This window comes from Streptomyces sp. NPDC002825 (assembly GCF_040295385.1).
GTDB lineage: Bacteria > Actinomycetota > Actinomycetes > Streptomycetales > Streptomycetaceae > Streptomyces.
In genome coordinates, this window is record NZ_JBEOVH010000033.1 from 86,142 (window position 1) to 106,139 (window position 19,998).

Annotated in this window: 18 protein-coding genes, 1 tRNA gene and 1 pseudogene; 10 read left to right on the top strand and 10 right to left on the bottom strand. The window is 72.7% G+C overall.

What is annotated here, in order from left to right:
- Positions 1-47: 47 nt before the first annotated feature.
- On the top strand, positions 48-1,367 hold the full coding sequence (locus tag ABT041_RS32125; RefSeq protein WP_351191107.1) for a S8 family serine peptidase: 1,320 nt from the start codon (positions 48-50) through the stop codon (positions 1,365-1,367).
- 14 nt (positions 1,368-1,381) lie between these two features.
- Here the strand turns inward: ABT041_RS32125 and ABT041_RS32130 are convergent.
- The 3 genes and pseudogenes from ABT041_RS32130 to ABT041_RS32140 form a co-directional block, all read right to left on the bottom strand.
- Positions 1,382-2,368, bottom strand: a pseudogene (locus tag ABT041_RS32130) (serine/threonine-protein kinase); the annotation flags it as partial.
- Positions 2,369-2,373: 5 nt separating this feature from the next.
- The gene (locus ABT041_RS32135; protein ID WP_351191109.1) at positions 2,374-4,605 is read right to left on the bottom strand and encodes a serine/threonine-protein kinase; all 2,232 of its coding nucleotides are present in this window, start codon (positions 4,603-4,605) and stop codon (positions 2,374-2,376) included.
- A 4-nt stretch (positions 4,606-4,609) separates the two neighbouring features.
- Complete coding sequence (locus ABT041_RS32140; RefSeq protein ID WP_351191111.1) at positions 4,610-5,506, bottom strand: protein kinase family protein; 897 nt, start codon at positions 5,504-5,506, stop codon at positions 4,610-4,612.
- A gap of 472 nt (positions 5,507-5,978) precedes the next feature.
- Between ABT041_RS32140 and ABT041_RS32145 the strand changes: the two genes are divergently transcribed.
- Complete coding sequence (locus ABT041_RS32145; RefSeq protein ID WP_351191113.1) at positions 5,979-6,545, top strand: hypothetical protein; 567 nt, start codon at positions 5,979-5,981, stop codon at positions 6,543-6,545.
- 12 nt (positions 6,546-6,557) lie between these two features.
- On the opposite strand, the gene ABT041_RS32150 is transcribed toward ABT041_RS32145, so the two are convergent.
- Both ABT041_RS32150 and ABT041_RS32155 read right to left on the bottom strand, forming a co-directional pair.
- Complete coding sequence (locus tag ABT041_RS32150; protein WP_351191115.1) at positions 6,558-6,944, bottom strand: hypothetical protein; 387 nt, start codon at positions 6,942-6,944, stop codon at positions 6,558-6,560.
- A 57-nt stretch (positions 6,945-7,001) separates the two neighbouring features.
- A tRNA-Cys gene (locus ABT041_RS32155) sits at positions 7,002-7,076 on the bottom strand.
- Between the two features lie 180 nt (positions 7,077-7,256).
- On the opposite strand from ABT041_RS32155, the gene ABT041_RS32160 reads away from it, so the two are divergent.
- The 5 genes from ABT041_RS32160 (at position 7,257) to ABT041_RS32180 (ending at position 12,330) form a co-directional block, all read left to right on the top strand.
- Entirely contained in the window at positions 7,257-8,729 is a 1,473-nt protein-coding gene (locus ABT041_RS32160) for an MFS transporter (protein ID WP_351191117.1), read from the top strand.
- A 43-nt stretch (positions 8,730-8,772) separates the two neighbouring features.
- Complete coding sequence (locus ABT041_RS32165; protein ID WP_351191119.1) at positions 8,773-8,973, top strand: ribbon-helix-helix protein, CopG family; 201 nt, start codon at positions 8,773-8,775, stop codon at positions 8,971-8,973.
- Positions 8,970-9,362: a type II toxin-antitoxin system death-on-curing family toxin gene (locus ABT041_RS32170; protein WP_351191121.1), complete on the top strand. Its 393-nt coding sequence runs from the start codon at positions 8,970-8,972 to the stop codon at positions 9,360-9,362. Before ABT041_RS32165 ends, ABT041_RS32170 begins: the two co-directional genes overlap by 4 nt.
- Before the next feature lie 115 nt (positions 9,363-9,477).
- Entirely contained in the window at positions 9,478-11,274 is a 1,797-nt protein-coding gene (locus tag ABT041_RS32175; RefSeq protein WP_351191144.1) for a DEAD/DEAH box helicase, read from the top strand.
- A gap of 414 nt (positions 11,275-11,688) precedes the next feature.
- Positions 11,689-12,330 (top strand): IclR family transcriptional regulator, encoded by a 642-nt coding sequence (locus ABT041_RS32180; RefSeq protein WP_041129456.1) that lies wholly within the window; start codon positions 11,689-11,691, stop codon positions 12,328-12,330.
- Positions 12,331-12,805: 475 nt separating this feature from the next.
- Here the strand turns inward: ABT041_RS32180 and ABT041_RS32185 are convergent, their stop codons facing one another.
- Complete coding sequence (locus tag ABT041_RS32185) at positions 12,806-13,750, bottom strand: winged helix-turn-helix domain-containing protein (protein WP_351191123.1); 945 nt, start codon at positions 13,748-13,750, stop codon at positions 12,806-12,808.
- 85 nt (positions 13,751-13,835) lie between these two features.
- Between ABT041_RS32185 and ABT041_RS32190 the strand changes: the two genes are divergently transcribed.
- Both ABT041_RS32190 and ABT041_RS32195 read left to right on the top strand, forming a co-directional pair.
- Positions 13,836-14,966, top strand: coding sequence for an alpha/beta hydrolase family protein (locus ABT041_RS32190; protein WP_351191125.1), 1,131 nt, complete (start codon positions 13,836-13,838; stop codon positions 14,964-14,966).
- Between the two features lie 9 nt (positions 14,967-14,975).
- Positions 14,976-15,770 (top strand): S16 family serine protease, encoded by a 795-nt coding sequence (locus tag ABT041_RS32195; protein WP_351191127.1) that lies wholly within the window; start codon positions 14,976-14,978, stop codon positions 15,768-15,770.
- Here ABT041_RS32195 and ABT041_RS32200 read toward each other — a convergent pair.
- The 4 genes from ABT041_RS32200 to ABT041_RS32215 all read right to left on the bottom strand — a co-directional run bounded on the left by ABT041_RS32200 (position 15,703) and on the right by ABT041_RS32215 (position 18,598).
- Complete coding sequence (locus ABT041_RS32200) at positions 15,703-17,031, bottom strand: MFS transporter (RefSeq protein ID WP_351191129.1); 1,329 nt, start codon at positions 17,029-17,031, stop codon at positions 15,703-15,705. The two genes, ABT041_RS32195 and ABT041_RS32200, sit on opposite strands and share 68 nt — an antisense overlap.
- A 20-nt stretch (positions 17,032-17,051) precedes the next feature.
- Positions 17,052-17,240 (bottom strand): hypothetical protein, encoded by a 189-nt coding sequence (locus ABT041_RS32205; RefSeq protein ID WP_351191131.1) that lies wholly within the window; start codon positions 17,238-17,240, stop codon positions 17,052-17,054.
- Between the two features lie 106 nt (positions 17,241-17,346).
- Positions 17,347-17,991 carry an ArsR/SmtB family transcription factor gene (locus ABT041_RS32210; protein WP_351191133.1) on the bottom strand — a complete coding sequence of 215 codons (645 nt, stop codon included), beginning with the start codon at positions 17,989-17,991 and terminating at the stop codon, positions 17,347-17,349.
- Positions 17,992-18,130: 139 nt separating this feature from the next.
- Positions 18,131-18,598, bottom strand: coding sequence for an Lrp/AsnC family transcriptional regulator (locus tag ABT041_RS32215; protein ID WP_123452764.1), 468 nt, complete (start codon positions 18,596-18,598; stop codon positions 18,131-18,133).
- Between the two features lie 136 nt (positions 18,599-18,734).
- Between ABT041_RS32215 and hppD the strand changes: the two genes are divergently transcribed.
- Positions 18,735-19,874 carry a 4-hydroxyphenylpyruvate dioxygenase gene (hppD, locus tag ABT041_RS32220; RefSeq protein WP_351191136.1) on the top strand — a complete coding sequence of 380 codons (1,140 nt, stop codon included), beginning with the start codon at positions 18,735-18,737 and terminating at the stop codon, positions 19,872-19,874.
- The last annotated feature ends 124 nt before the right edge of the window (positions 19,875-19,998 follow it).

Consider the following 19,998-nt stretch of genomic DNA (forward strand, 5'->3'; position numbering starts at 1 on the left):
GTCGTGCCGGAATACGATCTCCTGGTCTCCGTCCACGAGGGCATGCAATGAACGGAGTCGAGACGATCAGCTGTTACGGGGAGAGCATGGCGTTCGACGAAGGCCGGCGGAGCGGCCGAGGTGACGACAGTCGCACCGGGGCGGCCGCGGCCCCCCGCCGGGTGTTCCGTCTCGTTGCGGGAGCGCTGGGGCTCGCGTTGTTCGGGATCGCCGCGACGCCGGCGCACGCCGACACGATCCGCTCCCGGCAGTGGCACCTCACAGCCATGGGCGCCGAGGAGATCTGGGGCATCAGCAGGGGTGAGGGCGTCACCATCGCCCTCATCGACACTGGCGTGGAGGAAGTCCCCGAGCTCAAGGGGCGGCTGGTCCCGGGCAAGGACTTCCCGGGCGCCGAAACGGCGAGCGACAAGGGTCGAGGGACGACGCCGGCTGCGATCATCGCCGGAACGGGCAGGGGCCCCGGAGGGCAGCAAAGCGCGTTCGGGCTGGCGCCCGGGGCGAAGGTCATGCCGCTCGACATCACCGACGGCTACACCGGCAAGGGGAGCCTGGCGGATCAGGAGAAAGCGGTCTACGCGGGTCTGGCGCCTGCCCTTCGTTATGCGGCGAACTCCCAGGCGAAGATCATCTCCGTCTCCGTCTCCCTTCCCGTCGACGAGGGGTCCGTCGAGGTGAGTGATGCCGTGAGCTATGCCCTGTCGAAGGGAAAGCTCATCTTTGCGGGCGTCGGGGACGCCGACTACGACGACTCTCCCCTGGTGGGGTACCCGGCGGTGCTCCCGGGTGTGGTCGGCGTCGGGGCCGTCGACAAGAAGGTCACTTGGGTCAAGGGGTCCGCGGTCGGACCCGAGGTCGACGTCGCCGCTCCGGGAGCCGAGGTCATCAGCGCGTGCGCCGGAGGCACCGGACTGTGCAGGTCCAAGGGAACGCGCGTCGCGTCCGCGGTGGCGTCCGCGGCTGCCGCGCTCGTCTGGGCCAAACATCCCGAGTGGACGCGCAACCAGGTTCTGCGCGTGCTGCTCAACACGATCAGCGCACCCGCGGGCGGGGAAGTGCGCAGCGATTACATCGGCTACGGAGCCCTCCGGCCGCTGCGCGCCCTCAAGACTCCGGGCGACCCGGGCGATCCGGACACGTTCCCCCTGCCCGATCTCGCCAACGCGACGCCCACTCCCACGCCGTCGACGGCCACCCCTGCCCCGACCCCCTCCGCCTCGCAAGCCGTGGTCGAGGTGGCCACCCCCGCCGAGGACGGTCACAGCGCGGGCTTCTGGATCGCGCTGGGTGTGGCGGCGGCCGGCCTGCTCTGTGTCGGTGTCGGCACCCCGCTCCTGGTGGCCGAGCGCCGCCGGGGCCTGATCTAGTCGTCCTTCTGGGCGAAGGCAGCCACGCCGCCACCGACGGCGAAAACAGCACCGCCCGACACCAGAGTGGTGAGGAAACGGCGTCGCGCGGGCGAGGAGGGCACGACGGTCGCGGAGCCCGACGAGGTGTGAGCGGCGCCGTTCTCCCGGTGCTTGATGTCGGCGGCGAGGGGGCCCTTGCGCCAGGCGCGGTCTGCGCCCTTCGCAGGGGGGAAGGCCGCGCTGATCTGCGCGGGTACGGGCCGCAGCGCAGGGTCCTTGGCCAGGCAGGGGCCGATCAGCTGCTGGAGGGCCGGAGGGACCATGCTCAAGTCCGGGGTGCCGTGGACGACTTCGTACTGGACGGCCGCCACGTGTGTCGCGTCGAAGGCCCGCCGGCCGCTCGCCGCGTAGACCAGGACCGCGCCGAGCGAGAAGACGTCCGAAGCCGGGCCCACCCGGTGGCCCAGGACCTGTTCCGGGGCACCGTACCCCGGTGTCACCGGGATCTGGCCCGTCGTCGTCAGCGTCAGGCCGTGTTCGGGGCGGGCGATGCCGAAGTCGATGACCCGCGGACCCGACGAGGTCAGCACGATGTTCGCCGGCTTCAGATCGCGGTGGACGAGGCCCGCCGCATGGATGTCGTGCAGGGTGCGGGAGAGGAAATGGGCCAGGGCGCGGACCGTGGGCTCGTCCATCGGGCCGTAGGTACGGACGGCCTCGTCGAGCGTCGGGCCGGCGAGGAACTCGGCGGCGATCCACGGCCGTCCGCCCTCGGTCTGCGCGCCCAGGACCCGGGCCACGCCCTTGCTGGTGACGGCCCGCGCCATCTCGGCCTCGCGGACGAAGCGCTGGGAGAGGTGGTGGTCGTGGGCGAGTTCGGGGCGCAGGACCTTCACGGCGGCGAGAAGCCCGGCCCCGTCCTGGCCGAAGTAGACCTTGCCCATGCCGCCTTCGCCCAGGACGCCGTGCAGGCGGTACGGGCCGAGCCGGAGGGGGTCGCCGGTGGAGAGGGGGCTCATGGGGCTCACAGGTCGTCTCCCGCCACGTCGAACTCCTTCAGGTATCCGTCACCGACGCCGTAGAACCACTTGTCCCCGACGGCCGTCAGCCGGGCGGTTCCGGCTCCCAGCGTCTGCACATAGCGATGCGCGGTCAGGTCGACGACGCCGACACCGCGGGCGTTCACCAGACACAGGACGGTGGCGCCCGCGACAGGCGGTACTGCGAGGCTGGGCACGCCGCCCGCCGTCACCGGGGCCTCCCACACGATCTCGCCGCGCTGGGAGTCCAGCGCGACCAGGGTACGGGTCCCCTCCACCGCGTAGACCACGCCGCCGCGTACCATCGGGGCGCCGTAGTGGCGCTCGACCGGACGGAGATCGGCGTAGTCGCGGCCGTGTCCGAACTTCCAGATCTCCCTTCCGTCGGACAGCCGGATAGCGGACACGAACTCGGCCCCGACGTAGACGTGCACACCGTCCTCCGCCACCTGGCCCCCACTGGTGGGAATGTCGACGAAGGGCGTGGCGGCCCGGGGCACGACCGTGCGCCACAGCACCTTGCCGGAACGGGTGTCGTAGGCGGTCAGCGTCATGTCGATGGTCGACTGCCCGACGAGGAGCCTGTTGCCCACTGCCTTCGCGAACCTGACATTGAAGCCGTGGCCCGGCTCGGATTCCTTGATCGGAGTACGCCAGAGCTCTTTGCCCGACGCGACGTCGAGAGCGATCAGGACCCAGTCGTACGTACCCGCGACGGCGTTCGGCTTGGTCCGGTCGACGGCCAGGTAGAGCGCGCCGTCGCTCACGTACAGCATCTTGGCGAGGCCGGTGATCCACTTGTGCTTGAACTCGGGGAGGACGGCGAGCTTGCGCTCCCGCTCGCCGCTGTTGGCGTCGATGGCGACGATCGTCAGTCCGTTGATCTCGTCCGCGATCAGTCCGTAGACGTTCTTCTTGTCCGCGAGGACCTGGTCGTCGTGAGTGAGCTGCGGGTCCGTCCACATGGGCTCGCCGCGCGTCGCCCTCAGGGCCTTCAGCCCGTTCTCGGACATGGTGATGACCGCGGAGTCGAGGAGGACCGGAGGGGCGGAGCCGACGGCACCCGCCGCCTCCGCGCTCCACTCGGTCCGCAGCGGACCTTCCTCCGCGGCGGGAGTCTCTGTGGGCGCGGCCGTGACCTGAGGCTTGCCGTCGCCCTTGTCGCCAGAGTTGTCGCCAGGCCCCAGCCACGCCCACACCGCGGCCCCCACCCCTGCAAGACCCAGCAGCGAACCTCCGCCCGCCGCAAGGACCTTGCGGCGCGAGGGGCGCGCGGAAGGAGGGGGCATCGTCTGCGCGTACGGGTCGACCGCCGGTGCCGGCAGGCGATGCGGCGTGTGCAGCCAGACGTCCGTCGCGCGGCGGGCGATGTCGGCCAGGAGCAGCGGCGGCAGGTGGTCCGCGAACTCGCCGTGGCCGTCGTGGAGGTGGTCCGTCAGGGTGCCCGTGGTGGGGCGGGACGTCGGGTCCTTGGACAGGCAGGCCGTCAGGAGGGGGAGGAGGGGGGCCGGTACTCCCGTCAGGTCGGGTTCGGCATAGCGCACGCGGTAGAGGAGGTCCGCCGGGGAGCCCTTGCCGAAGGGGCCGTGGCCCGTCGCCGCGAAGACGAGGACGCCCGCCAGGGCGAACACGTCGCCCGCCGGGGTGTGTTCCTCGCCGCTCGCCTGCTCCGGCGACATGAAGGCGGGCGTGCCGGCCGCCGCTCCCGTACGGGTGAGGTGGTCGTCGCCGGCCGCGCGGGCGATGCCGAAGTCGATGATCTTCGGTCCGTACGCGGTCACCAGGACGTTCGAGGGCTTCAGGTCGCGGTGGACCACGTCCGAGGAGTGCAGCTGCGCGAGGGCCCCGGCGAGGGCGGCGCCGAGGGCGCGGACCGTCGGTTCCGGGAGCGGGCCGCCGAGGGCGACGGCGTCGTCGAGCGGCGGGCCGAGGACGTACTCGGTGGCCAGCCAGGGCGTCTCGGCCAGCGGGTCCGCGTCGACGACCGCCGCGCCGTGCCGCGCGCCGATGATCCGCGCCGCGTCCGTCTCCAGGCGGAAGCGGCTGCGGAAGGCCGGGTCCGTGGCGAGCCGGGCGTGCACCGTCTTCAGGGCGACCGTGCGGCCACCGGGCGTCCGCGCCAGGTACACCGTGCCCATGCCGCCGGAGCCGAGGCGGGCGAGCAGGCGGTACGTGGCGACGGTGGCCGGGTCGTCGTGGGTGAGGGGCGACAGCATGAGGTCAGGTCCGTGAGGTGGTGTCGGTGGGGAGTTCGGCGGCCAGGAGTTCCGAGGACTGGCGGGCCAGCGCCGCGACCACCCTCCCCGGCAGCCAGCCGGGGGTGAGCAGCGCGCCGGCCGAGTTCAGGACCGTCCGGTGCGGGGTCGGCGGTGCCAGGGCCGCCATCAGCGCGGCGGCGGTCGGGCGGTCCGCCGGGTCGCGGGCCAGGCAGGAGGAGACGACCGGGCGCAGGGCGGGCGGGAGTTCGTCACGTTCGGGCACGGTGTGGCCCGTGGCGGCGTACGCCAGGACCGCGCCGAGCGCGAAGACGTCGCCCGGCGGGCGCGGCCGTCCGCCCGACGCCTGCTCGGGGGCGAGCGCGCCGGGGTCGAGGCCCGGCAGGCCGGTGCGCGCCTCCCCGTCGGCCGAGGCGGCCCGTACCGCGCCGAAGCAGGTCAGCCGGGGGCCGCCGGCCGTGAGCAGGACCGCGGCGGGGGAGACCCCGGCGTGGGTGAGGCCCTGTCCGTGCGCGGCGGCGAGCGCCTCGGCGAGGGCGGTGCCCACGGCCCGTACGGCCGTCTCAGGCAGGGGCCCGCCGTGGACGGCGAGGGCCACGGGGAGGGGGAGGGCGGGGACGTACGGGGTCGCGTACCAGGGGGTCTCACCCGGTGCCGCGACGTCCGTCACCGGGGCGATCCACGGGCCCAGGAGGCGGCGGGCCGCGTCGGCCTCCGTGGCGAAGCGGGCCGGGTCGGTGCCGGGCAGCGGGGCGTTCAGCAGGACCGTACGCTCGCCGTCCTGCGTACGGGCCACGAAGCGGCGGCAGGGAATCGCCGGGCCCGGCGGGTCGAGGCGGGTGATCAGCCGGTACGGGCCGATCCGGCGCGCGGAGTCCTCCCGCGTGCGCGACTGCTCCACGTGTACGTCCCCCCGTCGTTCCGGCGCCCCGTGACGACGGGGGCGGGACGAGCCTATCGAGGCGGGGGAGCGGGGCCGTGCGCGGGAGCGGTCCCCGGTGGCCGGTCCGGGCGGGTCCGGACGGAGAACGTCCGGGGTGCCCGAGTTGCGAAGGCGAAGTGCGGGGCGCGGACGGTGTGATGACCTTGTGCGCCCGCCTTTTCCGGGCAGGGAGGGGGTCGAACGGGTGCACGGCGGCTAGGGTGGCGATGCTTCCCCCGGTGCCGAACTTGCTGGGGCGAAGCCGGAAGGTCACCGCCGTACGGTCGGCGGTCACGGGAGCAGCGGGGGAGAGCATGTCGTTCGACGCGGGCCTTCCCGGGAACCCGGTTCTTACGGAGAAGAAGTGGCGCAGAGAGCAGTAGTGGTCGTGGGCGGAGTCCTGCTGCTCGCCGCGACCGCCTGTGCCGGTGGCGGGGAGGAGGGGGGCGGAATGGGTGCCGTGTCCCCGGCCGGGCTCGTGACCTGCCGGCAGGTCTTCGGGGCCAGGAACGTTGGCGCTCTGCGGGTCGATCTGGGCGACGCCTTCCGCCCGCACGACCGCTCGCTCACCGACATGAAGGAGCGGATGCTCACGGAGGCGCGGGAGTGGGATCCCGTCGTGGACAAGCTCGCGCGGACGACCTTCCGGCCCTGCCAGGTCGAGGGACGGGTGGACGGGAAGGAAGCCTGGGTCACCGCCACCGTCGGCTGGTCGAGGTACGACGTGACCTTCGTGACCGAGGGGAAGCACGCGCGCGAGTTCCGCGAGGTGGCGAAGGGGGCCTATCTCGACCGCCGCGACGGGCTCGACGGCCGTCCCCTCATCATGCCGTGCACGGTCCCCGGCACCCGGGCCGGGCAGGGCGGGAAGCTGCCGCTCCAGGTCTCCGTGGCCGATACGGACCGCATCGCCCGGTCCGTGTCCACGGATCAGTTGCTGAAGGCGCTCGCCGTGAGCACCCGGGAGCTGCTCGGGTGCGTCGAGAGGGTGTCGGTTCCGGAGGGGCTGTTGTCGTGAAGGGCCGGCCCGTCAGTCCTCGGCCATCTCGACGGCCGGGCCCAGCTGGGACAGGAGCAGGAGCGTCGCGCGGGTGATCAGGGCCGCCAGGAGGATCGTCGCGAGGCCGTCCACGTGGAGGTACGCGATCTTCGGGCCCAGCCAGGACAGCAGCCACCAGATCAGGGCGTCCTGGATGAAGCCGGCGAGGCCGAAGACCGCGAGGGCCGGGAGCGGGACGCGGCCCGAGGGGCCGATGAAGATCACCTGGGTGAGGACCGTCATGACGACGGCCGCCATCAGGACGGAGAGGGCGATGTCGACGGTCTCCGACCCGCGCAGGGTGATGCCGGGCAGCAGTCCGCAGGCGAGGCCCACGCCTATGAGGACGCCGAGTCTGCGTCCGCCTTGAGCGTTCATGGCCGGACTGTCGCACACCCCGCGAGGTGTTGTGAAGATCCCGTAAGGAAGATCGCTTGGAGACCGTGGCGGGATTCGAACCCACGTAACTCGCTTTGCAGGCGAGCCCCTCAACCACTCGGGCACACGGTCGTGTTGTGCACGAGTACGACCGTAGGGCGGGGGCCGGAAGGGGCTCAAGGGTTTCCGGGGGCATGCCATGCGACTGCCACACGGCCGCAACATTCCGTTCGTGGTCGTACGTCCATCGGCCGAGGCCGACCGGGACTCCTGACAGGAGCCAACCCGGCGATCGCCTCTTACTCTGGGGGAATGAGCGCCCTCGAACCCCGCGACGCCGACGTCGCCCCCGCCCCCGGACCCCCCGCCGCCGCTCCCGGCGACAGCAAGGGGTCCGTCCTCGACCCGGACCACCGGGCGCTCAGTATCGGCATCGTCTCCGTCGTCCTGCTCATCGCCTTCGAGGCGACCGCCGTCGGCACCGCCATGCCCGTCGCCGCCCGCGAGCTCGACGGCATCCCCCTCTACGCCTTCGCCTTCTCCGCGTACTTCACCACCAGCCTCTTCGGCATGGTCCTGGCCGGCCAGTGGTCCGACCGCAGCGGCCCCCTCGCGCCCCTGACCAGCGGCATCAGCGCCTTCGCCGCCGGACTGCTGCTCTCCGGGACCGCCGGCGCGATGTGGCAGTTCATCCTCGGCCGCGCCGTGCAGGGCCTCGGCGGCGGACTCGTGATCGTCGCGCTGTACGTGATCGTCAGCCGCGCCTACTCCGAACACCTCAGGCCCGCGATCATGGCGGCCTTCGCCGCCGCCTGGGTCGTCCCCTCCGTCGTCGGACCCCTCGCCTCAGGAACCGTCACCGAGCACCTCGGCTGGCGCTGGGTCTTCCTCGGCATCCCCGCCCTCGTCGTCTTCCCGCTGGCCCTCGCCCTCCCGGCCATCCGCCGCACCGCCTCCGGCCCCGCCGACCCGGCCGCGCCCCTCGCCCCCTGGGACCGGCGCCGGATCCTGCTCGCCCTGTCCATCTCGGCGGGCGCCGCGCTCCTCCAGTACGCCGGACAGGAACTGCGCTGGCTCTCCCTCCTGCCCGCCGCCGCCGGCCTCGCGCTCCTCGTGCCCGCCGTCCGCGGGCTGCTGCCGCGCGGCACCTACCGGGCCGCCCGCGGACTGCCGTCCGTCATCCTGCTCCGCGGCATCGCCGCCGGGTCCTTCATCGCCGCCGAGTCCTTCGTCCCGCTGATGCTGGTCTCGCAGCGCGGCCTCAGCCCCACCCTGGCCGGCCTCTCCCTGGCCGTCGGCGGCCTCACCTGGGCGCTCGGCTCCTGGATCCAGTCCCGGCCGTGGACGGAGCCGTACCGCGAGCGGCTCGTCGTCCTCGGCATGCTCCTCGTCGCCCTCGCGATCGCCGCCGCGCCCAGCGTCCTGATCGCGTCCGTGCCCGTGTGGGTCGTCGCGGTCGCCTGGGCCTTCGGCTGCCTCGGCATGGGCGCCGTGATCGCCTCGACGAGCGTGCTCCTCATGAAGCTCTCCGCCCCCGAGGAGGTCGGCGCGAACTCGGCCGCGCTCCAGATCTCCGACGGCCTCTCCAACGTCCTGCTGCTCGCCGTCGGCGGCGCGGCCTTCGCGGCCCTCGGCGGCGGCGCGGTGGGCCACGCGATGGACGCGGGCACCACCACCGGCTCCCACCCGGCGGCCTTCGCGGCCGTCTTCCTGCCGATGGCGGGGGTGGCGGCGGTGGGCGGCTGGGTCGCGACGCGGCTGCACGCGGCGTCGGGCGACTCCTAGGCAGTCCAGTACCAGATTGACCCCATGGTGGTACCGTTCTGGTATGGCTATGAACCTGCGTCTCCGCGACGACCAGACCGAGGCCCTCAAGCAGCGGGCCGAGCAGGAGGGCACCAGCATGCACGCCATACTCCTCAGGGCGGTCGACGACTACCTGGCGCGCACCGCCCAGGAGGCCATCGTGCGCAAGACGGCCATGGAGCAGGCGGCCAAGTGGCATGAGCTGATGGAGCGGCTCAAGTGACCTGCGTCTACCTCTCGACGGAGGACGTTCTGGTCGTCGCCGAACACGCGGTCGACGACCAGAAGGTCGTCGTCCGGGACGCCGGGCTGCTCGACTCGGCGGTACACCGTCCGTCGGCCGCCATGTTCGGCGAAGAGGCCTATCCCGACCTCGTGACCAAGGCCGCCGCCCTCCTGCAGTCCCTCGCGATCAACCACCCCTTCGTCGACGGGAACAAGCGCACGGCCTGGCTCTCCTGCGTCACCTTCCTCGCCATGAACGGCATCCAGCTCCGCCCCGACATCGACGCCGCGGAACGCCTGGTCATCGCTGTGGCCACCGGTGAGATCGACGAGGTCCGGGCCATCGGGGAGGGCCTCCGGACGCTGATCGACACGGACGTGAGCTGAATCGCAACCGCCTCGTCCCCACCCCGTTTCGTACGAGCTTCCGGCCGGGCCGCCGGTAAGGTGGCCCGGTTGTCATATCTGGACTGTCATTTCGTGACGAGCGTCGAACCCGGAGATCGTGACTACCACCGCCACCTCCTCCCATCACCTTTCTCCCGCCTTCCCAGGACGGGCCCCGTGGGGTACCGCCAACAAGCTGCGAGCCTGGCAGCAGGGCGCGATGGAGAAGTACATCCAGGAGCAGCCCCGTGACTTCCTCGCGGTCGCCACGCCCGGCGCCGGCAAGACCACCTTCGCCCTGACCCTCGCCTCATGGCTGCTGCACCACCACGTCGTGCAGCAGATCACCGTGGTCGCCCCCACCGAGCACCTCAAGAAGCAGTGGGCGGCCGCGGCGGCGCGGATAGGGATCAAGCTGGACCCGGACTACAGCGCGGGACCGCTGAGCAAGGAGTACGACGGGATCGCGATCACGTACGCCGGCGTCGGCGTGCGCCCCATGCTCCACCGCAACCGTTCCGAACAGCGCAAGACCCTCGTCATCCTCGACGAGATCCACCACGCCGGAGACTCCAAGTCCTGGGGCGAGGCCTGCCTGGAGGCCTTCGAGCCCGCCACCCGGCGCCTCGCCCTCACCGGCACGCCCTTCCGCTCGGACACCAACCCGATCCCCTTCGTCACGTACGAGGAGGGGAACGACGGCATCCGGCGGTCCTCCGCCGACTACACCTACGGCTACGGCAACGCCCTCGGCGACGGAGTCGTCCGCCCGGTCATCTTCCTCTCCTACAGCGGCAACATGCGCTGGCGCACCAAGGCCGGCGACGAGATCGCCGCCCGCCTCGGCGAGCCCATGACCAAGGACGCCATCTCGCAGGCCTGGCGCACCGCCCTGGACGCCAAGGGCGACTGGATGCCGAACGTGCTGCGCGCCGCCGACCAGCGGCTGACGGAGGTCAGGAAGTCCATTCCCGACGCCGGCGGCCTCGTCATCGCCTCCGACCAGGACTCGGCCCGCTCGTACGCCAAGCTGATCCGCGAGATCACCGGGACCAAGGCCACCGTCGTCCTCTCCGACGACACCGGCGCCTCCAGCCGCATCGACGAGTTCAGCGAGAACACCGACCGCTGGATGGTCGCCGTCCGCATGGTGTCCGAGGGCGTCGACGTCCCCCGCCTCGCCGTTGGCGTGTACGCGACGACCATCTCGACCCCGCTGTTCTTCGCCCAGGCCGTCGGCCGCTTCGTGCGATCGCGCAGGCGCGGCGAGACCGCGTCCGTGTTCCTTCCGACGATCCCCAGCCTCCTCGGATTCGCCAACGAGATGGAGGTCGAGCGCGACCACGTCCTCGACCGCCCGAAGAAGGCAGGCGAGGACGAGGACCCGTACGCCGAGTCCGAGAAGGAGATGGCCGAGGCCGAGCGCCAGCAGGACGAGGACACCGGCGAGCAGGACATGCTGCCCTTCGAGGCGCTGGAGTCCGACGCCGTCTTCGACCGCGTCCTCTACAACAGCGCCGAGTTCGGCATGCAGGCCCACCCCGGCAGCGAGGAGGAGCAGGACTACCTCGGCATCCCCGGCCTCCTCGAACCGGACCAGGTCCAGCTGCTCCTCCAGAAGCGCCAGGCCCGGCAGATCGCGCACAGCCGCAAGAAGCCGGACACCGAGGCGGACCTCCTGGAGCTTCCGGCGGAACGGCGGCCCGTCGTTTCCCACAAGGAGCTCCTCGAGCTGAGGAAACAGCTCAACACGATGGTCGGTGCGTACGTTCACCAGAGCGGCAAGCCGCACGGCGTCATCCACACCGAGCTGCGCCGGGTCTGCGGCGGGCCGCCCAGCGCCGAGGCGACCGCGGGACAGATCCGGGAACGGATCAAGAAGGTCCAGGAGTGGGCCACCCGGATGCGCTGACCGCCGTCCGGAACATGATCGAGGCCCGTACGCCGGGGGGTGCGTACGGGCCTCGGGCGTCCCGCGGGGGCGGGAGCGGACCCGGAGACCGGCCCCCACGGTCGGCCTCCGGCCGCCTCCACGCTACGGGCACGACATAGCCGATCTTGTCCGCCAAAGTCCCACGTCCGACCGACGAAGGTCCCGAACCGTCGTGATCCGCCCGCCTGCGCCCGGATTCTGGACGAGGTCTTCCGCTGAGCGGAGCGCGCCGCTACTGTCCCGGCTCACAAGCAATCGCCCCGTGGCAGCGCCGCCGCGGAGCGCAGCCGGTGTACCCCTTCCTGCCGGCGGCCTCTGACGTGCGTCGCCGCGGGACCGGCGCCGCAACTCCGTGAGAGATCCGCCGCCACTCACCTCGAAGGAGAGGGCGTCGTGACCGCGGAGACCTCCCAGACGCTCGACCGGGGACTCAGAGTCCTCAAACTGCTCGCCGACACCGACCACGGCCTGACGGTCACCGAGTTGTCCAACAAACTCGGCGTCAACCGGACCGTGGTCTACCGGCTGCTCGCCACGCTCGAGCAGCACGCCCTCGTCCGCCGCGACCTCGGCGGGCGGGCCCGCGTCGGCCTCGGCGTGCTGCGGCTCGGCCGGCAGGTCCACCCGCTCGTACGGGAGGCCGCGCTGCCCGCGCTGCGCTCGCTCGCGGAGGACATAGGGGCGACGGCCCATCTGACGCTCGTCGACGGGGCGGAGGCGCTCGCCGTCGCCGTCGTCGAACCGACCTGGACCGACTACCACGTCGCCTACCGGGCCGGCTTCCGGCACCCGCTCGACCGGGGCGCCGCCGGCCGCGCGATCCTCGCCGCCCGCCAGGGCGGCCTCACCGAACCCGGCTTCACCCTCACCCACGGCGAACTGGAGGCCGGCGCGAGCGGCGCGGCCGCGCCCCTGGTCGGCGTCACGGGCGTCGAGGGCAGCGTCGGCGTCGTCATGCTGGCGGACGCGGTGCCGGAGCGGGTGGGGCCGCGGGTGGTGGACGCGGCGCGAGAGGTGGCGGACGCGCTGCGCTAGAGCGCGCGGCAACGAGACCCTGGCGACGGGACCCGCGTGGGGCGGCGCGGCGCCAGCCGGGGGCTCCGCCCCGCCCGGCGTGCGCCCGGCGGCGCGGCGCCCAATCGGGGCTTCACCCCGCCCCGCGCGCGCCCGCGTCCTCCTGGGCGGTGCCCGGGTCCGCCCCCCTGTGGGGCCCGCGCCCGCTGCCCTGGGGCGGGACGGGCGGGCACACGGGACGGCGCCCTGAGCGGCGCCTCCGCGTTCCGGGCCTGGACCCGCACCACGAGCGCGCCGCCTCTACGGGTGCGGGTTCAGGCTCGGGAGCCTCTGGCGCCGGCATGGGCGCCGTTCCGTTGTGCCCACCCTCCCCCAAGCTCTCGGCTTCGCTCGAGCAGGGGGGACCCCCATCGCCCTGGGGGAACCTCCCGGACGAAGTCTGGGGGAGGAACGCATGCCCACAACGGCGGGGTGCAGGACCGCAACGCACCCCGGGTTACCGCGTCAGTAGGTGGCCCAGGGGCGTGGGGGCGTGGTGGACCGATTTGCCCGTGCGCGTCGTCGTCAGGAGCCCCGCCGCCCGCAGAGCCCCCGCATGCGCCGACGCCGTCGCGTTGCTGACGCCGAGCCGCCGGGCCAGTTCCGTCGTCGTGCGCGGTGACGTGAGCGCGCGGAGCAGTTCGGCACGGGTCCGGCCCAGAACCCCCGCGAGCGCGTCCTCGCCGGCCGCGACCGGCACGCCCGGCGGCAGCCCCCCGCCCGCCGCGTACGTCAGGACCACCGGCGCACCCGGCACGTCCTGCACCAGCGGCCCGCCCCGCCAGTGGAAGGTCGGCAGGAGGATCAGCCCCCGCCCCGCCAGACGGACGTCACGCGGCGCGCCGGGCCACTCCCAGACGCCGCCCTCCCGCAGCCCCGGCGACAGGGCCTCCAGCGCCGCCCCCACGCCCCGCTCCGCCACCATCAGCGCGTGCCGGGTGAACTCCGCCCGGTGCAGGTCCTGGACCAGCGGCCACACGGGCGCCAGGACCGTCTCGTACGCCGCCCGCTGCGCCCGTTCCAGGACCCGCCACGCCTCCGGGCTCCCCGCGTGCAGGCCCCGGATCCAGGGCGGCACGGCGCCCTGCCCCGCGTACACCCGCTCCAGCTCCGACCGTACGAACTCCGGCCGCGCCGACCGGATCAGCGCGAGGCCCTCCTCCCGCGTCTCGCCGAGGACGTCGAGGAAGTACGGCGCCACCCCGCCCGGCACCAGGTCGGCGAGCGGCTCGGCGGCCCCCGGCAGGGCGCGCAGCAGCCTGCCCCGCCACCGCCCGAAGAGCAGCTCCTCGTGCGGGGCGCCCAGCATCATCAGCGCGGCGTGCAGCTCGGGCACGGGCGACGGCCGGGGCGCGAACCTCACCCGCGTGAAGTCCTCCGCCGTGAAGTGGATGCGTAGCAACCCCCAGAACCTCCCCCGTGTGCCAGCCTTTCGGGTACGGCCTGAACCTTCGCGGTCCTGCCCGCCCCGAACCAGCATGCCGTGCATGACATCCCCTTCCGCACCCAGCCGCCGTACCGTCGCCAAGGGCGCCCTCCTCGGCGCCGCCGCCGTCCTCCTCGGCGCCCCCACCGCCCGGGCGGCGCAGGGACCGGCCGCGCTCACGCTGCCCGCGCCCACCGGCCCCCACCCCGTGGGCCTGCGCACCTTCGCCCTCACCGACCCCGGACGCGACGACCCCTGGCAGCCCGGCCCCCGCGAGCTGATGATCAGCGTCCTGTACCCCGCCCGTACCGTCCGCGACCACCCCCGCGCCCCGCAGCTCACCCCCGCCGAGGCCGGTGTCTTCGCCGAGCTCGCCCCGCTCGTGCACCCCGGCCTGCCCGCCGCCGGCGTCGACTGGGGCGCGGTCCTCACCCACGGGCACCTGGACGCGCCCCCGCTCCCGGGCCGCCGCCCGGTGCTGCTGTACACCCCCGGCGGCGGCGACTCCCGCACGCTCGGTACGACCCTCGCCGAGGACCTCGCGAGCCACGGCCACGTGGTGGTCCTCGTCGACCACCCCGGTGACGCCAGCCAGGTCGAGCTGCCGAGCGGGATGCGCGTCACCGTCCTGCGCGGCGACCCCGACCCGGCGACCTTCCGCACCATGATCGACACCCGGGTCGCCGACCTCCGCCTCGTCCTCGACCGGCTCGGCGACCTGCCCCTCGCCCCCGTCGTGGACCCGCGCCGGATCGGCGTGTACGGGCACTCGGCGGGCGGCACCGCCGCCGTCCACGCCCTGGCCGGCGACGACCGGATCACCGCCGGCGTCAACCTGGAGGGGTACCTCGACCTCGACCCGGCGCTCATGGCGGGCCTCCACCGGCCCCTGCTCATGTGCCGCACGGACGGTTTCGCGGGCTCCGCGCGCCTCGAAGCCTCCTGGGCAGGCATCCCCGCCCGCCGCGTCCTGCTGCACGACGCCGGCCACTGGGTCTTCGGCGACTACGCCCACCTCGTCCCGCAGCTCCAGGCCGCCGGGCTCGTCACCGCCGACGCGCGGGCCGCGCTCGTGGGGGCCGGGGACACGCGGGCCGCGACGGCGGTCGTACGACGGGCGGTACGGTCCTTCTTCGCCCGCCGTCTCCGGCTGCCCGCGCCCCCGGCCGGGCCCCGCCGCCCGCCCCAGTAGATTGGGGGCGTGCTCTCCAGCCTCTCCCGTCCCCGCGCCCTCGCTCTGTGCGCCCTGCCCGTCGCCGCGCTCTTCGCCGTCGTCGGGCTCGCGCCGCTGCCGTACGCGATCGCGCAGCCCGGCACGACCGCCGACGTGCTCGGCAAGGACCAGGGCAAGGAGGTCATCACCATCACCGGCGCCCCGGTGCATCCGACCACGGGGCAGCTGCGGATGACGACGATCCTCGCGACCGGGCCGTCCACGGAGGTGGACCTCGCGGACGTCACCGACGCCTGGTTCCGTACCGACCGGGCCGTCCTGCCGCACGACTCCGTCTACCCGTCGGGCCAGTCCGACGAGGAGATCGAGAAGCACAACCTCGGGCAGATGAAGGAGTCGCAGGACGCCGCCACCCTCGCGGCCCTCGGGTACCTGAAGCTGGACCCCGAGAAGGTGAAGGTCACCCTGCACCTCGCCGACGTCGGCGGGCCCAGTGCCGGGCTGCTCTTCTCCCTCGGCATCGTCGACAAGCTCGACGGCGACGGGAACGGCGGCGACCTCACCGGCGGCCGGATCGTCGCCGGTACGGGCACGATCGATCCGGACGGCACCGTCGGCGCGGTCGGCGGGGTCTCCCTCAAGACGCAGGCCGCCGCCCGGGACGGGGCCACCGTCTTCCTCGTACCGAAGAACGAGTGCTCGGACGCCCGGGCCGAGCGGCCGAAGGGCCTGCGGCTCGTGCCCGTGACCGCGCTCAGCGACGCGGTGGCGTCCCTGCGGGCCCTGGAGCAGGGGCAGGAGTCGAAGGTTCCGTCCTGCTGACGTCCTCGGCGGACCGGGTCTTCGGATGCGCGTCCATGCCGCGCCAGGCCGGGAAGAGCATCGGCGAGAGCGTCACGAGGAAGTAGAGCGTCCCGATTCCGAGCAGCGTCGCCGTCAGTCCGGCCCGCTCGACCAGGAGACCCGCCACGAGCCCGCCCAGCGGATTCGTGAGCAGCACTCCGGCCGTACTCGCGCCCATGACCCGGCTGCGCAGTTCGTCGGGCACCTGCTCGTAGGCGACGGTGGTCAGGATCGGGTTGAGGACCCCGACCCCGAGCCCCGAGGCCGCGAGCGTCACCAGGAGCGGTGCGGTGGTGTCGGTGAGGGCGGCCACCACGTACGGCGGGGCGCCGCCGATCAGGAAGCCCGCCGTGAACACGGCGCGGCGCGGGAAGCGTTCCCCGATCGCCCCGTAGAGCAGGGCGCCCGCCAGGGCGCAGCCGGCGAAGACGGAGACGAGCAGGCCCTGTGCGGCGGGCCCGCCGAGATTCTCCCGGCTGTGGACCGGCAGCAGCACCGAACTCCAGCTCTGGCTGAGGCCGTTGGTCACCATCACCATGACCGTGATCCCGAGCATCAGCCGGACGCGGAACAGGAAGGCGTACCCCTCGCGCAGATCGGCGCGGTAGCGGGCGACGGAGAGGCGCTCCGCGTCGCGCAGCGGCTCAGCCGACGGCACCCCGCGCAGGGTCGCCGTGACGAGCAGCGCGGAGACGGCGAAGGTGGCGGCGTCGACGTACAGCACGGTGCCGGGGCCCATGAACGCGACGAGCAGTCCGGCGATCGCGGCGCCCGTCATCCGGGCCCCGCGCGCCACCGCGTCGTACAGGCTGGCGGCCCGGGTGAGCGAGGTCCCGGCACGCCCGGCCAGGTCGGGCACGAGCACGTGCCGGGCCATCTCGCCGGGCGCGTGGAACAGGCCGGTGACCGCCATCAGCGCGCACAGCATCCAGAACCGGAGGACGCCGGTCTGGTTCAGGAGCGGGATCGCGGTGAGCGCGAGTCCGCAGACCAGGTCGGACGTGATGCTGACCCGACGGCGCCCGAGGCGGTCGATGACCGGGCCGCCGGCGACGGCGGAGAGCACGACGGGGACGGCCGCGCAGAAGGCGACAAGACCCGCCTTGCCGGGGCTTCCCGTGGTCTCGAGCGCGAACCACGGGACGCCGATGAGCGTGAGTGAATTGCCGGTCACCGACACGGCGTTGGCGGCCAGGACGCCCGTCAGCGGTGTGCGGCTGTGCTGCGTTGTCGTCGTCACTTCGTGCCCCCCCGATGCGGTCAAACGGCCAGAGTGGCCGGGCGGTGGGCGGGTGTGGCCAGGCGCAGGCCCAACTCGACGAGCGTCCAGCCCAGTCGGGCGCGGAGGACGGGGACGCGCGGGGCGGCGTCCGGCCGGACGGCGGCGGCCTCGCGCCGGAGCTCCGTGGCCGTCAGCGCGTGCAGCTGGAGGTGGATGTCGGCATGCATGATGCGGGGTTCCTTCCGTGGGTGCGGGCGACGGCGGTGCGGGCGGTGCGGCGGCAACTCGGTGGGTACGGCGGGTCCTTGGGCGGTACGGAGGGGGCTCGGGCGGTCAGTCGTTGCGCTGTGGGAACGCGTGCAGGTGCATCCGTACGGTGGTGGCGCCCGGCGCGTCGGGGTCGGCGGTCTCGCTGTACTCGTTGATCAGTGCGTGGATCCGCCCGTTGAGCTCGCGCAGCCGCTCGGGCGGGAGGCTCAGCCGGAAGTCGCTGAAGTCCGAGGCGCCGGCCCAGGCCTCGTCCCAGGTGTGGCGGGTGGCGACCCAGGTCGACAGCTCCTGGGTGTGGATGGTCGCGATCTCGTGCAGGAGGACGTCGAGGGCGCCCTGGACCTCGGGGTCGGGGTTCCTGTGGAGCGCCTCGTCGAAGGTCGTCCCCCGGTGGGCCGCCTTCCACCAGCGCTCCCGGCCCTTGCCGCGCGTCGGGTCGTCCACGATGAAGCCGTGGGCGGCGAGCTGGCGCAGGTGGTAGCTGGTGGCGCCGCTGGACTCGCCGAGGCGGTCGGCGAGCTGGGATGCGGTGGCGGGTCCGTAGCGGCGCAGGGCGCGCAGCAGCTGGATGCGCAACGGGTGGGCGATGGCCCGGAGGGAGCGGGGGTCGAGCGTGCGGTTCAGGAGCTCGTCGGCCTGTACCGCGCCGTTCTGTGCGTCGGCCTGCGCGGGGAGCTCCGCCGGGGAGTGGTCTTCGGGCTCGGGCATGGCTCGACTCTAGAGTTGCAAAGAAGTACTTGCAAGGGTTTATTTGCAAGTACTTCTTTGCAGAGCTCTCTTTGCGTCTCTGTGTCTCTGCGTCTCTGCGTCTCCCTGGTCCCGCGTCTCCGCGTCGGGTGCCGGTCGCCTACTCCTGCGCCGCCTGCTCCACCAGCGGGATGATCCGCAGCGGCACCGGGTTCTCCATCACGATGGCGGTGGACGCCCGCACGATCCCCTCGAAGGCCACCACCTTGTCGATCACCCGCTGCAGGTCCGCATTCGAGCGGGCGACCAGCCGGCAGAGCATGTCGCCGTGGCCCGTCGTCGTGTGCAGTTCGAGCACCTCCGGCACCGTAGCCAGATGGCCCCGCACGTCCGCGCCCTGCCCCTGCTTGATCTCCAGCGTCGCGAAGGCCGTCACCGGATAGCCGAGCGCCGCCGGGTCCACCTGCGGGCCGAAGCCGCGGATCACCCCGCTCGCCTGGAGCCGGTCCAGCCGCGCCTGCACCGTCCCGCGCGCCACCCCCAGACGCCGCGAGGCCTCCAGGACCCCGATGCGCGGCTCGCGCGCCAGGAGCGCGATCAGCCGGCCATCCAAATGATCGATCGCCACAGCGGCCTCCTCATGGTCAGGATGTACAAGTCGCACGGCCATACTCGCCGGTCGCTGTGCACATTGACCAGGGGATCAGCAAACTCTTGCGCACCTTGCCGAACGGCGGGACATTGCTGCCATGGCAGATACCTCGATGACTATCGATCCCAACCCTTCCACCGCGCGTGAGGCCGATCCCTTCCCGGTCAAGGGAATGGACGCGGTCGTCTTCGCCGTCGGCAACGCCAAGCAGGCCGCGCACTACTACTCCACGGCCTTCGGCATGAAGCTGGTCGCCTACTCCGGACCGGAGAACGGCAGCCGCGAGACCGCCAGCTACGTCCTCACCAACGGCTCCGCCCGTTTCGTGTTCACCTCCGTCATCAAGGTCGCGACCGACTGGGGCCGCTTCCTCGCCGAGCACGTCGCCGAGCACGGCGACGGCGTCGTCGACCTGGCGATCGAGGTGCCGGACGCGCGCGCCGCGTACGCCTACGCCGTCGCGCACGGCGCGACCGGCATCACCGAGCCGTACGAGCTCAAGGACGAGAACGGCACGGTCGTCCTCGCCGCCATCGCCACGTACGGCCAGACCCGTCACACCCTCGTCGAGCGCTCCGGCTACGACGGCCCCTACCTGCCGGGCTTCGTCTCCGCCAACCCCATCGTCGAGCCCCCGGCCAAGCGGACCTTCCAGGCCATCGACCACTGCGTCGGCAACGTCGAGCTCGGCAAGATGAACGACTGGGTCGGCTTCTACAACAAGGTCATGGGCTTCACGAACATGAAGGAGTTCGTGGGCGACGACATCGCGACCGAGTACTCGGCGCTGATGTCGAAGGTCGTCGCGGACGGCACCCTCAAGGTGAAGTTCCCGATCAACGAGCCGGCGATCGCGAAGAAGAAGTCGCAGATCGACGAGTACCTGGAGTTCTACGGCGGCGCGGGCGTCCAGCACATCGCGCTGGCCACCAACGACATCGTCGCGACCGTCCGCTCCATGCGCGCGGCGGGCGTCCAGTTCCTCGACACCCCCGACTCGTACTACGACACGCTCGGCGAGTGGGCCGGCGAGACGCGCGTGCCCGTCGAGACGCTGCGCGAGCTGAAGATCCTCGTCGACCGCGACGAGGACGGCTACCTGCTGCAGATCTTCACCAAGCCGGTCCAGGACCGTCCGACCGTCTTCTTCGAGATGATCGAGCGTCACGGGTCGATGGGCTTCGGCAAGGGCAACTTCAAGGCGCTCTTCGAAGCGATCGAGCGCGAACAGGCCAAGCGCGGCAACCTGTAACGGCTCTTTGCAACGGGCCCACCTTCCGCCCCGTTGTGGGCATGCGTTCCTCCCCCAGACTTCGTCCGGGAGGTGCCCCCAGGGCGGAACGGGTGGGCACAACGGAACGGCGCCCTTGCCGGCG

Excerpts from the sequence above, each read along its gene's own strand:
- ABT041_RS32160 (WP_351191117.1), top strand. The coding sequence starts at position 7,257 with ATGAGCGCCCTCGAACCCCGCGACGCCGACGTCGCCCCCGCCCCCGGA.
- ABT041_RS32205 (WP_351191131.1), bottom strand. The coding sequence starts at position 17,240 with ATGCATGCCGACATCCACCTCCAGCTGCACGCGCTGACGGCCACGGAG.
- ABT041_RS32165 (WP_351191119.1), top strand. The coding sequence starts at position 8,773 with ATGGCTATGAACCTGCGTCTCCGCGACGACCAGACCGAGGCCCTCAAG.
- ABT041_RS32190 (WP_351191125.1), top strand. The coding sequence starts at position 13,836 with ATGACATCCCCTTCCGCACCCAGCCGCCGTACCGTCGCCAAGGGCGCC.
- ABT041_RS32210 (WP_351191133.1), bottom strand. The coding sequence starts at position 17,991 with ATGCCCGAGCCCGAAGACCACTCCCCGGCGGAGCTCCCCGCGCAGGCC.
- ABT041_RS32150 (WP_351191115.1), bottom strand. The coding sequence starts at position 6,944 with ATGAACGCTCAAGGCGGACGCAGACTCGGCGTCCTCATAGGCGTGGGC.
- ABT041_RS32125 (WP_351191107.1), top strand. The coding sequence starts at position 48 with ATGAACGGAGTCGAGACGATCAGCTGTTACGGGGAGAGCATGGCGTTC.
- ABT041_RS32135 (WP_351191109.1), bottom strand. The coding sequence starts at position 4,605 with ATGCTGTCGCCCCTCACCCACGACGACCCGGCCACCGTCGCCACGTAC.
- hppD (WP_351191136.1), top strand. The coding sequence starts at position 18,735 with ATGACTATCGATCCCAACCCTTCCACCGCGCGTGAGGCCGATCCCTTC.
- ABT041_RS32145 (WP_351191113.1), top strand. The coding sequence starts at position 5,979 with ATGGGTGCCGTGTCCCCGGCCGGGCTCGTGACCTGCCGGCAGGTCTTC.